Source organism: Nonomuraea coxensis DSM 45129 (genome assembly GCF_019397265.1).
In the GTDB taxonomy this organism is placed as follows: domain Bacteria; phylum Actinomycetota; class Actinomycetes; order Streptosporangiales; family Streptosporangiaceae; genus Nonomuraea; species Nonomuraea coxensis.
In genome coordinates this window covers 5,097,155-5,110,942 of the sequence record NZ_CP068985.1, presented here as the reverse complement: position 1 = coordinate 5,110,942, position 13,788 = coordinate 5,097,155, and the positions used below count along the sequence as shown (strand labels likewise).

At 75.2% G+C, this 13,788-nt stretch carries 11 protein-coding genes; 8 read left to right on the top strand and 3 right to left on the bottom strand.

Annotated elements, in window-relative coordinates; all coding sequences use genetic code 11:
- Positions 1-158: 158 nt before the first annotated feature.
- Positions 159-1,703: an MDR family MFS transporter gene (locus tag Nocox_RS24060; protein ID WP_084685181.1), complete on the bottom strand. Its 1,545-nt coding sequence runs from the start codon at positions 1,701-1,703 to the stop codon at positions 159-161.
- Positions 1,704-1,871: 168 nt separating this feature from the next.
- Between Nocox_RS24060 and Nocox_RS24055 the strand changes: the two genes are divergently transcribed.
- From Nocox_RS24055 to Nocox_RS24035, 5 genes are all read left to right on the top strand, one after another.
- Positions 1,872-2,456 carry a TetR/AcrR family transcriptional regulator gene (locus tag Nocox_RS24055; RefSeq protein WP_020540242.1) on the top strand — a complete coding sequence of 195 codons (585 nt, stop codon included), beginning with the start codon at positions 1,872-1,874 and terminating at the stop codon, positions 2,454-2,456.
- A 28-nt stretch (positions 2,457-2,484) separates the two neighbouring features.
- Entirely contained in the window at positions 2,485-2,931 is a 447-nt protein-coding gene (locus tag Nocox_RS24050) for a GNAT family N-acetyltransferase (protein ID WP_020540243.1), read from the top strand.
- Positions 2,932-3,123: 192 nt separating this feature from the next.
- Positions 3,124-3,951, top strand: a complete 828-nt coding sequence (locus tag Nocox_RS24045) for a YoaK family protein (RefSeq protein WP_020540244.1) — start codon at positions 3,124-3,126, stop codon at positions 3,949-3,951.
- Positions 3,952-4,026: 75 nt separating this feature from the next.
- Positions 4,027-5,187: an FAD-dependent oxidoreductase gene (locus tag Nocox_RS24040; protein ID WP_020540245.1), complete on the top strand. Its 1,161-nt coding sequence runs from the start codon at positions 4,027-4,029 to the stop codon at positions 5,185-5,187.
- A 63-nt stretch (positions 5,188-5,250) separates the two neighbouring features.
- Positions 5,251-6,654, top strand: coding sequence for an MFS transporter (locus Nocox_RS24035; RefSeq protein ID WP_020540246.1), 1,404 nt, complete (start codon positions 5,251-5,253; stop codon positions 6,652-6,654).
- Positions 6,655-6,956: 302 nt separating this feature from the next.
- On the opposite strand, the gene Nocox_RS24030 is transcribed toward Nocox_RS24035, so the two are convergent.
- Positions 6,957-8,210, bottom strand: coding sequence for an AI-2E family transporter (locus Nocox_RS24030; RefSeq protein ID WP_020540248.1), 1,254 nt, complete (start codon positions 8,208-8,210; stop codon positions 6,957-6,959).
- A 169-nt stretch (positions 8,211-8,379) separates the two neighbouring features.
- On the opposite strand from Nocox_RS24030, the gene Nocox_RS24025 reads away from it, so the two are divergent.
- Positions 8,380-8,907, top strand: a complete 528-nt coding sequence (locus Nocox_RS24025) for an XdhC family protein (RefSeq protein ID WP_020540249.1) — start codon at positions 8,380-8,382, stop codon at positions 8,905-8,907.
- A gap of 65 nt (positions 8,908-8,972) precedes the next feature.
- Positions 8,973-9,164, top strand: coding sequence for a hypothetical protein (locus Nocox_RS24020; protein WP_020540250.1), 192 nt, complete (start codon positions 8,973-8,975; stop codon positions 9,162-9,164).
- A 3-nt stretch (positions 9,165-9,167) separates the two neighbouring features.
- On the opposite strand, the gene Nocox_RS24015 is transcribed toward Nocox_RS24020, so the two are convergent.
- A complete protein-coding gene (locus Nocox_RS24015; protein ID WP_157382733.1) occupies positions 9,168-11,891 on the bottom strand; it encodes a DUF7824 domain-containing protein in 2,724 nt (907 codons plus the stop codon).
- A 165-nt stretch (positions 11,892-12,056) separates the two neighbouring features.
- On the opposite strand from Nocox_RS24015, the gene treZ reads away from it, so the two are divergent.
- Complete coding sequence (gene treZ, locus Nocox_RS24010; RefSeq protein WP_020540252.1) at positions 12,057-13,787, top strand: malto-oligosyltrehalose trehalohydrolase; 1,731 nt, start codon at positions 12,057-12,059, stop codon at positions 13,785-13,787.
- The last annotated feature ends 1 nt before the right edge of the window (position 13,788 follow it).

Below are 13,788 nucleotides of genomic sequence, written 5' to 3'. Positions count from 1 at the left end.
CCTTACTTCATGACGACGAAACCGCCGGAGTGCCCGGTGTATATAGAGCCCCAGATAACGCCTCCTTCTGTGTCTCCATCGTTCCCTGAAAGTTTCGGAGAGTTTCCGAACAAGAAAGAAGGCCGCGCCCACTCCGGGGACGCGGCCTCGATCGAGGGTCAGGCCTTGCCGGCGACCTCCTGCTCGGCGGCCTCGCCGGCCGGCTCGGGCAGGTCCAGGCTGTCGCGCAGCGTGGCGGGCCGCAGGAACGCCGCGGCGATCAGGCCGACCACGCCGATGCCCGCCGAGACGAGGAAGATGTGCCCGGTGGCGTCGCCGTAGGCGGCCCGGACGATCCCCTTGATCGGCTCCGGCAGCGCGGCGATGTTGAGGCTGCGGCCCGCCTGGCTCCCCGTGACCGGGATGCCCGCCTTGGCGAGGCCCTCGCTGATGCTGGTCGCCACCCGGTTGGCCAGGATCGCGCCGAGCACCGACACGCCGACCGTGCCGCCGAGCGAGCGGAAGAAGGTGATCGCGCCGCTGGCCGCGCCGATCTCGCGCAGCGGGACGGTGTTCTGGATGACCAGCACCAGGTTCTGCATCGACATGCCGACGCCGACGCCGACGGCCAGCATGTACAGCGACACCAGCACCAGCGACGTCTGGTGGTCGATGGTCGACAACCCGGCGAAGCCGGCCAGCAGCACGACCAGCCCGACCAGGATGTACGGCTTCGTCTGCCCGCTCCTGGACACCATCCGGCCGCTGATCGTCGAGGAGAACAGCACGCCGACCATCATCGGGATGGTCAGCAGGCCCGCGGCGGTGGGTCCGTAGCCGCGGCCGATCTGGAAGTACTGGCCGAGGAACACCGCGCCGCCGAACATCGCCATGCCGACCGCGAGGCTCGCCAGGATGGCGAGGGCCGGGTCGCGGCGGCGGACGACGTGCAGCGGCACGACCGGCTCGCGCACCCGGGACTCCACCAATGCGGCCAGGGCGAGCAGCACCACGCCGCCGCCGACCATGGCGGCGGTCTGCCAGGACAGCCAGTCGAAGGAGTTGCCCACGAAGGTCACCCAGATGAGCAGGACGCTGACGCCCGCCGCGATGAGGGCGGCGCCCCAGTAGTCGATGCTCACGTCCGTGCGGCGCACGGTGGGCAGGTGCAGGGTCTTGGCCAGCAGCGCGAACGCGGCCACGGTGAACGGCACCGCGATGAAGAAGCACCAGCGCCAGCCGAGCCACGAGGTGTCGGCGATGAAGCCGCCGAGCAGCGGGCCGCCGACGGTGGCCACGGCCATGACCGCGCCGAGGTAGCCGTTGTAGCGGCCGCGCTCCTTCGGGCTGATCATGGCGGCGATGACGACCTGGGCGAGGATCTGCAGCGCGCCCATGCCGAGGCCCTGGAGCGCGCGGAAGGCGATGAGCTGCCCGGTGTTCTGGGCGAAACCGCAGGCCAGCGAGGACACCATGAAGATCACGATGGCGATCTGGAGCAGCAGCTTCTTGTTGAACAGGTCCGCGAGCTTGCCCCAGATCGGGGTCGAGGCGGTCGAGGCCAGCAGGGACGCGGTGACGACCCAGGTGTACTGCGACTGGCTGCCGTTCAGCGCGCCGATGATCTGCGGGAGCGCCACCGAGACGACGGTGCCGCTGATCATCGCGACGAACAGCACGAGAAGCAGGCCACTCAATGCTTCGAGGATCTGCCTTTGGGTCATCGGCTCCGCCGCGGACGGCGCTGCCGGCTGTGCGCTCACGCGCAACCTCCTGAAGGGGAAAGAACGTCGGGGGAAGGTCCCGGATGGCGGGACCCGGATACCTTACATGCACATCGGGAAACTTTGCGCACTGGGCATATATTTCCACCGGGTAGACTTGTTCCCATCATGAGCAGCACGCCAGGGCTGCGCGAGCGCAAGAAGGCCGAGACCCGCCAGGCGGTTCACGAGGCCGCGCTCCGGCTCACCCTCGAACACGGCCTCGACCACGTCACCGTCGAGGCCATCGCCGACGCCGCCAACATCTCCCGCCGCACGTTCAGCAACTACTTCGCCGGCAAGGAGGACGCCCTCCTGTACGGCGACGAGCAGCGCCTCGGCACGCTCGTGCGCCGCGTACGCGACCAGCCGCCCGAGCTGACCGCCTGGCAGGCGCTGCGCAGCGCGCTGGAGACCCTCTACGAGGACGTCGGCGGCGGCGACCGCGACCTGCTCATCCGCACCCGCCTCGCCATGCGCCACCCCTCCCTGCTGGCCCGGCAGCTCACCGTCCGGGTCCGTTTGGAGAACGAGCTCAGCGAGGCGGTGACGGGCCGCGCCCTGCCCGACGGCGTACGACCCGAGGTGATCACCGCCGCGTTCCTGGCCGCCCTGCGCGTCGCCACCCAGTGGTGGTGCGCGGGCAACGACGACCGCGACTTCCGCGAGCTCATCGACCGGGCGCTCGGCCAGGTCGCGAGCCCGTTCCGGTGACCCCGGCCCGCCGGTCTACGCTGGTCGCGTGCTGATCCGCCCGAGAACCCCCGGAGACCTGGAGGCGTGCGTCAGGGCACTCGCCGAGGTGCAGCCCGTCGACCGCTACCCCGTGGACTGGCCGGACGACCCCGGCGGGTGGCTGACGCCACGCGGCCTGGAGCGGGCGTGGGTGGCCGCCGAGGACGGGGCGGTGCTCGGGCACGTGGGCCTGACCGCGGACCTGGCGGTCACCCGGCTGTTCGTCGTCCCGGCCGCGCGGGGGCGGGGGCTCGCCGGGCTGCTCCTCGACGCCGCCCGCGCCGCCGCGGGCGGGCGGCCGGTCACCCTGGAGGTGTCCTCCGAGGGGGAGGCGGCCATCGCCCGCTACGAGCGCTCCGGCTGGCGCCGGACCGGCAGCAGCCGCGCCACCTGGCTGAACGCGGCCGGCGAGCCCGCCCTCCTGCACCACTACGTGAGCCCCCCTCCCCGCTGACCCGCCCCGCCCCCTGCCCCCGCCCGCCGGGTTCCCGGCCGCGCAAAGACCTGGCAAGGTTCGCGTCCTCCGGGTCGGGCCGCCCCGCCGGACGGGGTAGACGTCCCCGGGAAGCGGGACGAAGGCGGAGGCGAAGATGAAGCTCACCGTGGCGGGACCGGTGCCCGCCCCCCGCACGCCCGCGTCCGCCTGATGCCCGGCAGCCCGGCGGGACCGGCCCCGCCGCCCGGGGACGACCACCCGGCAGGAGACGCCGCCCGTCAGCGCGACCCGCGGGCCGGGGGACCCGCCCCTCACGAGGGCGCGCCGGCCGATGGCGGGGGCTGGCTGACCGGGCTGGCCGTCACGCTCACCGTCGGCACCGGGACGCTGGACGTGGCCAGCTTCGCCCGGCTCGGCGGCGTGTTCAGCAGCGTCATGACCGGCAACCTGGTGGTGTCCGGGTTCGCGATCGGCACCGCCGCCTTCGCGCAGCTCCTCACGTCGGTCACGGCCATCGCCGGTTACGTGGCGGGCGTGCTCACCGGCACCCGGCTCGCGAGCCGCTTCCGCACCGGGCGGGAGGCGGCGGGCGGGGCCGGGTGGAGGTGCCCGCTAGGGGTGATCGCGGCGCTGGCGGCGGAGCTGGTGGTGCTCGCCGTGTTCGCCGCCGGCTGGTCGGCCACCGGCGCCAGGCCGGCCGCCGGCCCGCTGCACGGGCTGCTCGCCCTGGCGGCCGGGGCGATGGGCCTGCAGAGCTCGGCGATGCGCGCGCTCGGCGCGGGCCGCGCGGTGTCGACGACGTACCTGACGGGGACGCTCACCGGCGTCGTCGCCGCGCTCATCACGGTCGGCCGCCCGGAGGGGGCGCGGCTGCGCGACCTGACGGTCCTGACCGCGGTCCCGGTCGGCGCCGCCGGGGGAGCGCTGGTCATCGCGCACGCGCCCGCCGTCCTTCCCGTCATCCCCTTGGTGACGGTACTGACCGCCGTGACGGTGGCGGCCGTCCTGCGCCGCCGCCCCGTCCCGGCGGCCCGCTGACCCCGGCCGGATCATGGACCGCGGGCCCATTGTGCTCTACTAAAGGTAGTACTACTTACTGTAGAGGGATGGGTCATGCGCATCGTCATCGTGGGGGCCGGCATCGCCGGGCTGGCGGCGGCCAGAGGGTTACGGACGGCAGGACACGAGGTCACCGTCCTCGAACGCGCGCCGGCCCCGCGCGTGGGCGGCTACGCGATCGTCCTGTGGAGCAACGGCACCACCGTCCTGCGCGACCTCGGCGTCCCCCTGGACGGCCTGGGCAGGCGGCTCGACGCCCTGGAGGTGCGCAGCGCCCGCGGCCGGCCGGTGATGACCGTGGACACCGCCCGGCTGGAACGCGACCTCGGCGCGCCGACGATGGTCATCCCCCGCCGCACCCTGATCGCCCGGCTCGCCGAGGGCCTGCCGGAGGGCACCGTACGGTACGGCGCCCGCGTCACCCGTCTCCACGACGACGGCAGGACCGTACGCGCCGAGACCGAGGACGGCACGGAGCACACCGGCGACCTGCTGGTCGGCGCCGACGGCGTCAACAGCCCGGTACGCGCCGCCCTCTTCGGCGCCGCACCCGGGACCGGCGCCCGCCCGACCGGCGCGGCCACCTGGCAGGGCCTCATCCCCGCCCCCTTCGACCTCGGCTCCCGCTCACAGCTCTTCCTCGGCCGCCACGGCCTCGTCGGCCTGCACCCCGCGGGCGACGGCATGCTCCAATGGCTCATCGACCTGCGGTGGCGTCCCGGCGACCGGACCAGCCCCGAGCGCGCCCTGGCCGCCCTGCGCGAGCGGTACGCCACCTACGGCCCGCCCGTCCCCGACCTGCTGGCGGCGCTGTCGGAGAAGGACCTCGACGTCTTCCCGCACACGCGGCGCCGCGCCACCCTCCCCTGGCGGCGCGGGCGGAGCGTGCTCATCGGGGACGCCGCGCACGCCATGCCGCCCATCCTGGCCCAGGGCGCGGGCCAGGCGCTGGAGGACGTCGCGGCGCTCGCCCGCGCCCTCGCCGGAGCCACCGGCCACGACGCCGCCGCGGCGCTGCCCGCCTACGAGCGCGCCCGCAGGCGGCGGGCCGCCCTGGCCTCGGCGGCCGCCACCAGGGGCGTCGCTACCGCCGGGCCGCGTACGGCGTTCCAGGGCGACGCCGCGCTGCGCGGCGCCGCCGCCCTGCCCGACCGGCTGGCCACCTGGCTGTTCGGCCGGCTCGTCACAGGCGTCAGCACCCGCCTCGGCCGCTGACCCGCGTCCCGGACCGCAAGGATCTTCAAGACCGGGCGGGCCGGTACGCCCGACAGTGAGGGAATGACCACTCTCGTTCCCCCGCGCGGCGCGGCGCTCCGGCCGGGCCGGATGCTGGCCGTGCTGCTCACCGGGCAGGCCATGGCGTCCATGGACGGCTCGATCGTGTCCGTGGCGGCGCAGACCATCCGCGCCGAGCTGCACGCGGACGGCGCCGCGATCCAGCTCGTCGTTTCGGGCTACCTGCTGACCACCGGCGTGCTCCTGGTCACCTGCGCCAGGATCGGCGACCTCATCGGCCACCGGCGGGCGTTCCTGCTCGGGCTCGCCTGGTTCACGGCGGCGTCGCTGCTGTGCGGGCTCGCGCCGGGCCCGGCCGCGCTGGTCGCCGCCCGGGTCGCCCAGGGGATGGGGGCGGCGCTGCTCACGCCGCAGATCTTCTCCCTCATCCAGCTCCACCACGAGGGCGCGGCCCGCCGCCGGGCGATCGGCCTCTACAGCATGGTGCTGGCCCTCGGGGTCGCGCTGGGCCAGGTCGTGGGCGGGCTGGTCGCGGGCGCCGACCTGTTCGGGCTGTCCTGGCGGCCGGTCTTCCTCATCAACGTGCCCGTCGGCGTCGCCGTGCTGCTGGCGGGGCCGCGCGTGCTGCCGCGTACGCGCACCGCCGGCGGAGCCCGCCTCGACCCGGCCGGCGTCGCGGTCCTGACCGTCGCGATGACCGCGCTCACCGTCCCGCTCATCTTCGGCAGGGAGCAGGGCTGGCCCGCCTGGGCGTGGCTCTCGCTCGCCGGCGGGGCGGCACTGCTGGCGGCCTTCGCCCGGTACGAGAGCCGGGCCAGGAACCCGCTGCTGGACCCGGCGGCGCTGCGCCCTGCCGGGGTCAAGCCGGGCCTCGCGGCCTGCTGGATCGTCATGGGCTGCTACACGGTGTTCCTGCTCACGCTGACCCTGCACCTGCAGTCCGCGCTGGGGTACTCGCCGCTGCTCGCCGGGCTGGCGTTCGTCCCGTACGCCGTCGGCTTCGGCACGCTCAGCCTCACCTGGAGCCGCTACCCGCGCCGGCTCCAGGCCGCCCTGCCGGTCGCCGGGCCGGTCGCGTTCGCCGCCGGAGCGGTCCTGCTGGCGCTGCTCCTCCGCGACCGGTGGGAGCCGGTCACGGCCGTCCCGCTGCTGCTCCTCGCCGGAGCCGGGCACGCCGCCGGGTACAGCCCGCTCATCGCCAGGATCACCACGCTGGTCGAGCCGCGGCTCGCGTCCGCCGTCTCCGCGCTGAACGCCACCGGGCCCGTGCTCGCCGGGGTGACCGCCGTCGCCGGGCTCGGCAGCGTCTACTTCGCGGCGCCCGCCTCGGCCGACGGCCTCCTGCGGGTGGTGGCCGCCGTCGCCGCCCTCCTCGCGGTCGGCGCGTCGTGCGCCGCCCGGGTCGCCGTGGCCGCCCGCGCCCGGCGCGCACTTGCGGACGACTGAAGCGCCCGCTTGAGTCCGCCACAAGCGGGCCGTGCCGCAGACCGGGTCCCGGGAGGACGACGATGTCCCCGTACGACCTGATCGCGGACGCCTGGACGCCGCCACGGAGGAGCAGCGGGTGCTCTACCGGCTGCTGATCAGCGTTTCGCCCAGCGCCGCCCCTGCGGCAGGAACAGCGTCACCAGGGCGGCGACGACGGCGAGGGCGAGAGCGAGCAGAAGACGACGCATGGCTTCTCCTATGGGCAAAAGTGGCTGACAGTCCACGAATACCCACAGTAGTCGCCCCATTACACCTGTCGTTCAATGCCGGTCCTGCCGGGGCAGCGTCACCTCGTGCAGGACGAGCTGGATCGCCGCCGCGATCGGGATGGCCAGCAGCGCGCCCACGACCCCGAGCAGCGCCCCGCCGATCAGGGCCGCGATGATGGTGACCGCGGCCGGCACGTCCACGGACGACATCATGACCCGGGGCGCGATCAGGTAGTTCTCGATCTGCTGGTAGACGATGAAGAAGATCAGGCAGGCGATGCCCGTCGGCAGCGACACGAACAACCCGACGAGCGTCCCGATGGCCGCCCCGATCGTGGCGCCGACCAGGGGTATCAGGTCGGTGATGGCCACGATGAGGGAGAGCGCGAGCGCGTAAGGCACGCGGGCGATCGACAGGAAGACGAACGTCGTGACGCCCGCGATCAGCGAGATCAGCAGGTTGCCCGCGACGTAGCCGCCGATCCGCTTGATGACCTCGTCGCCCAGCAGCCGGACGCGCTCGCGGCGGCTGGCGGGCACCAGCCGGTAGCCGAGCGAGGTGATCGAACGCAGCGACGCCAGCAGGTACAACGTCAGGATGAGCACGGTCAGCGCCGAGAACACGGCGCTGACCACCACCCCGGCCGCGCCCAGCAGCCCGCCGAAGATCTGCCGCCCGAGATCGCCGCTGAGCAGGTACTGCTGCAGCCGGTCGAGCAGCTGGTACTGCTGGTCGAGCGCGCGGACCTGGGGATGGTTCCGCAGCTCGCCGATGTAGGTGGGGAGCTGGGTGACGAAGTCGCCGGTCTGGGTCGCCAGCGGGGGCACCACGGCCACGCCGAAGCCGACGAAGAAGACGATCACGCCGGTGAAGACGGCCGTGATGGCCCACTGGCGCGACAGCCCGCGCTCCTCCAGGCGGCGTACGGCGGGGTTGAGCCCGATGGCCAGGAACAGCGAGACCACGATGAGGATCAGCACCGACGCGGACGCGGCCAGCGCCTGCACCAGCAGCCAGGCGCTCAGCACCCCGAGCGCGGCGGTGAAGCCGAACGCGAACGGGTGGCCGGTCAGGGCGCGCCCGGGGCGGCCGAAGTAGGTCTCGGCCTCGCCGCGCCGCGCCCGCGAGGCGGCGGGCTCGCCCCGCACGTCGTCCGCGAGCGAACGGTACGCCTCACCGCCGGCCACGCCGCCGGGCGCGGCACTCAGAGCGCCGCCAGGCGCGGTTCCAGGGTCGCCGGCCTGGCTGTCGGCGGGGCTGGGGTGATCGGCGCCGGGGCCGGTCGGGGGGTGCGGGCGCGTCATCAGGAACCTCCGGGGAGACCCTCGCCTGCGGCCTCCTCTGCGGGGCCCAGCCGGGGGAGAACGGCATGGCTACTTCCCGGCCGCCGCCGGATATTCACCCCGTGATGGAATCGTTGCCGGACGGTCAGGCCACCCCCTGCGGCCCGCTGTCACGTGGCACACTGCGGACATGACCCACATCCACGACGAGGACCCGGCCTGCGAGGTCGCCCACGGCGACGCCCCCGCCGAGGAGACCGCAGGGGAGGCCGGGCGCACCCTGGTCGCCGTCTTCGCCTCCCCGGTGGCCGGCTGCCTGCTGCGCCTCGGCGCCGAGCTGGGCTTCCGGCCGGTCCTGCTGGAGCCCGACCCGGCGCGCGGCCTCGACGGCTTCCCCGCCGTACGCGAGATCGGCGGGCACGTGGACGCCACGGCCGACGTCGTGCTCACCGACCACCACCGCGACGAGATCGGCCCCGTCCTGCGGGACCTGCTCACGTCGCCGGCCCGCTGGATCGGCATCATGGGCAGCCCCCGCCACACGGGCCCGCACGTGCGGGCGCTGGCCGACCTCGGCGTGCCGCCGGAGGAGGTGGCCCGCGTCCGCCGGCCGATCGGGCTCAACATCGGCTCCCGCACCCCGCCGGAGATCGCCGTCGCCACCCTGGCCGGCCTGATCGCCGACCGCAACGGCCGTCCCGGCGGGTTCGCCTTCTGACGGCGGCGCCGGGTGCCTCTCGTTTCCAAGCCGTCCGCAAGCCGGCCCCGGTACCTCTGGGACGTGTGAAGAGACCTCTGCTCATCCGCGCCCTGACCGCCACCGCCACCGCCGCCGTCGCGCTGACCGTGTCCGCGCAGCCCGCCGTCGCCGCCGCGCCCACGAGCTGGAAGTGGGGCGCCATCCACTCCACCGACGGCATGGCCACCGCCTGGGGCAAGGGCGGCCTGCGGACGGTGTGGACGCAGGGCGGCTGACGGTCAGCGGCCGGGGCTCGCGTCCTCCCTCGCGAGCTGCTCGTGCAGGCGGCGGGCCGCGCGGACGAGCCCGCTCGACCCGCCACGCGCGGCGATGCCCGCGACCTCGGGGATCACGCCACGCGCCCCGGCCCAGCCGGCCACGTCGGCGGCGAACTCCAGCATCCGGGTGTGGGCGGAGGTGGCCCGCTCTCCCCGCTCCGGCAGGTGGACCGGCAGCAGGCCGCTCATGATCTGCCAGACCTCCCGGTGGGCGCCGCGCCGCGCGCACTCGTCGAGGGCCCGCACCACGACGGCGGGCCGCACGCGGTCGAGCAGGCGCAGGCAGCGCGCCAGTTGCCGGCCGCACTCGGCGGCGGGCAGGGACCCCGTGGCGACCGCGCGCAGCAGCGGCTCCCTGCAGCGTTCGGCGTCCCAGCCGTCCTCGCCCAGCAGGACGCCCAGCAGCAGCGCCATCCCCTCGCCCGCCGGCCCCTCCTGGTGGCAGAGCCGGGAGATCTCCGGCCGGAGACTGCCGGGCCCCCGCCAGTCGTCGTACAGGTAGGGGATGAAGTGCATGGCCGCGACCTCCCGGTCGGAGGGCAGCACCAGCCACCACATCGACATGTTGTAGCTCATCCAGTGGCGGGGCGGCGGATCGCGGAACAGGGCGTCAACGAACGCGATCCCGGTCGGCTCCCGCCGGACGCGCGGCCGGGGGCCCGGGCCGGGGACGGCGGGCCACTCGACGCCCGTCACGGGCTCGGGCCGGTCGGTCAGCCAGCGCGTCAGCGTGACGCCCGCCTCGGAGGTCAGCCGGCCGGCGCGCGCCACCACGCCGGGGTCCACCGAGCGCGGCAGCCGCAGCAGCGCCTGCCCCAGGTCGTCGGGCAGCGCCCGGACGCCGTCGCGCTCGTACCCTTCGAGCCTGGCCACCAGCTCGGCCGGGTCGACGTGGCCCGAGGTGTGGGTGGGCGTGGCCAGCAGGTACGGCGGCAGCGCCCCCTTCACCAGCGCGGCGTGGACCTCGGCGCAGCGCCGCAGCATCGCCCCGTAGAGCGGCGAGACCCGCCCCGGGCCGGGCAGCCGCCCTTCGGCGGTGAGCGCGACGGCCTCCCCGGCGGCGGCGCGGAGCAGCGCCTCCGTCCACTGCTCCAGAAGCGGCCAGTTGCCCGTCCGGCGCAGCTCCGTCGGCTCGTCCGGCGCCCTCCTGGCGTGCGGGTGCCGGACGAAGCCGTCGAGCCAGCGTTCGAAGGCGAACTCGTGGTGGAGCTGGTTGTAGGTGCGGGCCAGCGTCTCCATCGCGGGGCGGACGGGACGGCGGGCGGGCGCGTCGAACACGGGCGGCTCGCCCGGCTCGAAGACGTCGGCCGGCACGGCCTCCGCCTCGACCGCGCCGTAAGCGGGGGCCAGGCGGGCGGCGAGGTCGGGCGGCAGGACGGCCGCCGCCTCCCGCACCGCCTCCGCACCCACGGCCGTCATGCGCCCCGCGTGCTTGACGGCCCAGCGGACCGCGCGCTCCCGCACCTCGTACGACTCGCACAGGAACGCCGAGGCGAGCGCGGGCGCCAGCTCGTCGAGGTCGCCGGAGGCGTCGCGGGCGGCCCGGTCGAGCAGCGTCAGCCCCGCCCGGACGAGCTTGCTCTCGGGACGGAACAGCAGCGCCGTCACCGCCTCGCCGACCTCCTCGCCGCTCAGCGTGACGCCGGGCCCGCGCAGCATCCGCAGGGCCAGCTCGGCGACCGGGCCGGGGGCGGCCGGCAGCAGCCGCAGGTAGTCACGGACCCGTTCCTGGTCGGGGGCCGGATCGAGCAGGTCGTGCAGCCGTACGAAGAAACGCAGGTCGACGGCCGTGCCGCCGCGCAGGAACCGGCTCAGGCAGCCCTCGACGAGCCGCTCGCGGCCGACCGGAGCCGTCTCCGCGAGCGCGCGCAGCCAGGAGCGGCCCGAAGGGGCGTCGGCCCGGTCGTCGCGCAGCGCCCGGCCCACGCCCTCGGCCTCGAACAGCCGGGGGATCAGGTGCGGGGCGAGCGGGTCGGCGGCGAGGTCGGGCTCGGTGGACACCCAGGCGACGACCAGCGGCTCGTGCTCGGGCGGTGCGCCGCCGGCGCGGCGCAGCAGCTCCAGCGTCAGGCCGGCGGCGCCGTTGTCGAGCTGGGCGCGGGTGCCGCGCAGCCGGGCGGCCAGGCGGGCGGCGAGGTCGGCCCGCCACTCCGCGGGCCGGGCCGCGACGACCCTCAGCAGCGGCTCGATCGGCATCGTCTCGCGCCACTCGGCGAAGTCGCGCCGGAGGAGCCAGTCGGTGACCGCGGCCGGGCCGCCCAGGGTGCCCGCTCCCGCGACGCGGAGGGGCGCGATCCAGGCGTTGCGCATGTTCCAGTCGACGTGGTGCTGGTGCTCCTGGTAGGGCCCCTGCCACCACCAGCTCTGCGCGACCTCCGTGGCCATGCCCTGCGCCACCTGTTCACGGACGAACTCCCGCATGGCCCGCTGCTCCGCCTCCTGCGCCCGCTGCCGGGCCGCGTCGAACCGGGCGTGGGCGGCCGCGCGCGCCTCGCCCACGTACGCGCGCAGCCGTCCGGCGATCTCGCGGCGCTCCTCCGCGCCGAGCCGCAGCACCACGTCGGCCGCCGCCGCCGCGTCACCGGCGGCGACGGCGCGCCGGAGACCGTGCCATCCGCTCGCGCTCGCGGGAATCTCGTCGGGGGGTGGGCAGGCGCGCCCGGGCGCCCGCTGAGCAGTCGTCATGGAGCAGAACACTAGAGATCATCACCGACAGACCGCGCGCGCCGGGACGGCGGAAGGGCATGCGGGAGGTGGGAGCGGGTAGGAACCCGCGCGCCCGGCCTTCCGCCCCGCGTCGGACGGCGGCTGGGACGCATGCCGGACGGACGCCGGGTGGGGAGGGCAGGGGTGGCGCACGAGTTCCGGGTGTGGGCGCCCGAACGCGAACGGGTGGAGCTGGTCCTGGGGGAGCGCAGGCTCCCCATGCGGCCGGCCGCCGGCGGCTGGTGGGAGCGCGCGGTGGAGGAGGCGGGGCCGGGCACCGACTACGCGTACGCGCTGGACGGCGGCCCGCCGTGGCCCGATCCGCGCTCGCCGTACCAGCCGCACGGTCCGCACGGGCCCTCCCGGCTGGTCGGCCACGCCGCCTTCCCCTGGACCGACGCCGCCTGGCGGGGCACCCCGCTGCCCGGCGCGGTCCTGTACGAGCTGCACGTCGGCACCTTCTCGCCCGAGGGCACCTTCGACGGCGTGATCGAGCGCCTGCCGCACCTGGCCGAGCTGGGCGTGGACGCGATCGAGCTGATGCCGGTCGCCGAGTTCTCCGGCCGCCGCGGCTGGGGCTACGACGGCGTCTCGCTGTACGCCCCCCACCACGCCTACGGCGGCCCCGACGGGCTCAAACGCCTGGTGGACGCCTGCCACGCGCACGGCCTCGGCGTCGTCATGGACGTCGTCTACAACCACCTCGGCCCCTCCGGCAACTACCTGCCGCGGTTCGGCCCCTACTTCACCGGCCGCCACAGCACCAACTGGGGCGACGGGGTCAACTTCGACGGCCCCGGCAGCGGCGAGGTACGCGCGTTCGTCATCGACAACGCCCTCATGTGGCTGCGCGACTACCACTGCGACGGCCTGCGCCTCGACGCCGTGCACGCCATCGCCGACGACTCGGCCGCGCACATCCTGGAGCGGCTCGCCGAGGAGGTCGCGGAGCTGGCGGCGCACGTGCGCCGCCCGCTGTTCCTCATCGCCGAGAGCGACCTCAACGACCCCCGCTTCGTCCGCTCCCGCGAGAGCGGCGGCTACGGGCTCGACGCGGCCTGGGCCGACGAGTGGCACCACGCCCTGCACGCGGTGCTGACCGGCGAGCGCGACGGCTACTACGCGGACTTCGGCCCGCTCGGCCTGCTCGTCAAGGCCCTGCGCCAGGCGTGGGTGTACGACGGCACGTGGTCGCCGCACCGCGGCCGGACCCACGGGAGGTCCCCGGCGGGGCTGCCCGGCCACCGGTTCGTCGTGTGCGCGCAGAACCACGACCAGGTCGGCAACCGGGCGCGGGGCGAGCGGTCCGGCGCGCTGATGAGCGAGGGCCGGCTGCGGGTCGCCGCCGCGCTGCTGCTCACCGCCCCCTTCACGCCGATGGTGTTCCAGGGCGAGGAGTGGGGGGCGAGCACCCCGTTCCAGTACTTCACCGACCACGAGGACCCCGAGCTGGGCCGCGCGGTCAGCGAGGGCCGCCGCCGGGAGTTCGCAGCCTTCGGATGGGAGCCCGGACAGGTGCCGGACCCGCAGGACCCGGCCACGTTCGAACGCTCCCGCCTGGACTGGAGCGAGCCCGGCAAGGAGCCGCACGCCCGGCTGCTGGCCTGGCACCGCGAGCTGATCGCGCTGCGGCGGCGGCTGCCGGCGCTCACCGACGGCCGGCTCGGCCGGGTCCGCGCCGGCGGCGACGAGGCGGCCGGGCTGGTGTCCGTCGAGCGGGGGCCGGTCCTGGTCGCGGCCAACCTCGGGGGAGAGGCGCGGGTCGTGCCCGCCCGGGGCCGCACCCGCCTGCTGGCCGCCTCGGACCCCGGGATCACGCTGTCCGGGGACGACCTGACCCTGCCGCCCGACACCGTGGCGATCCTGGGAGGCTGAG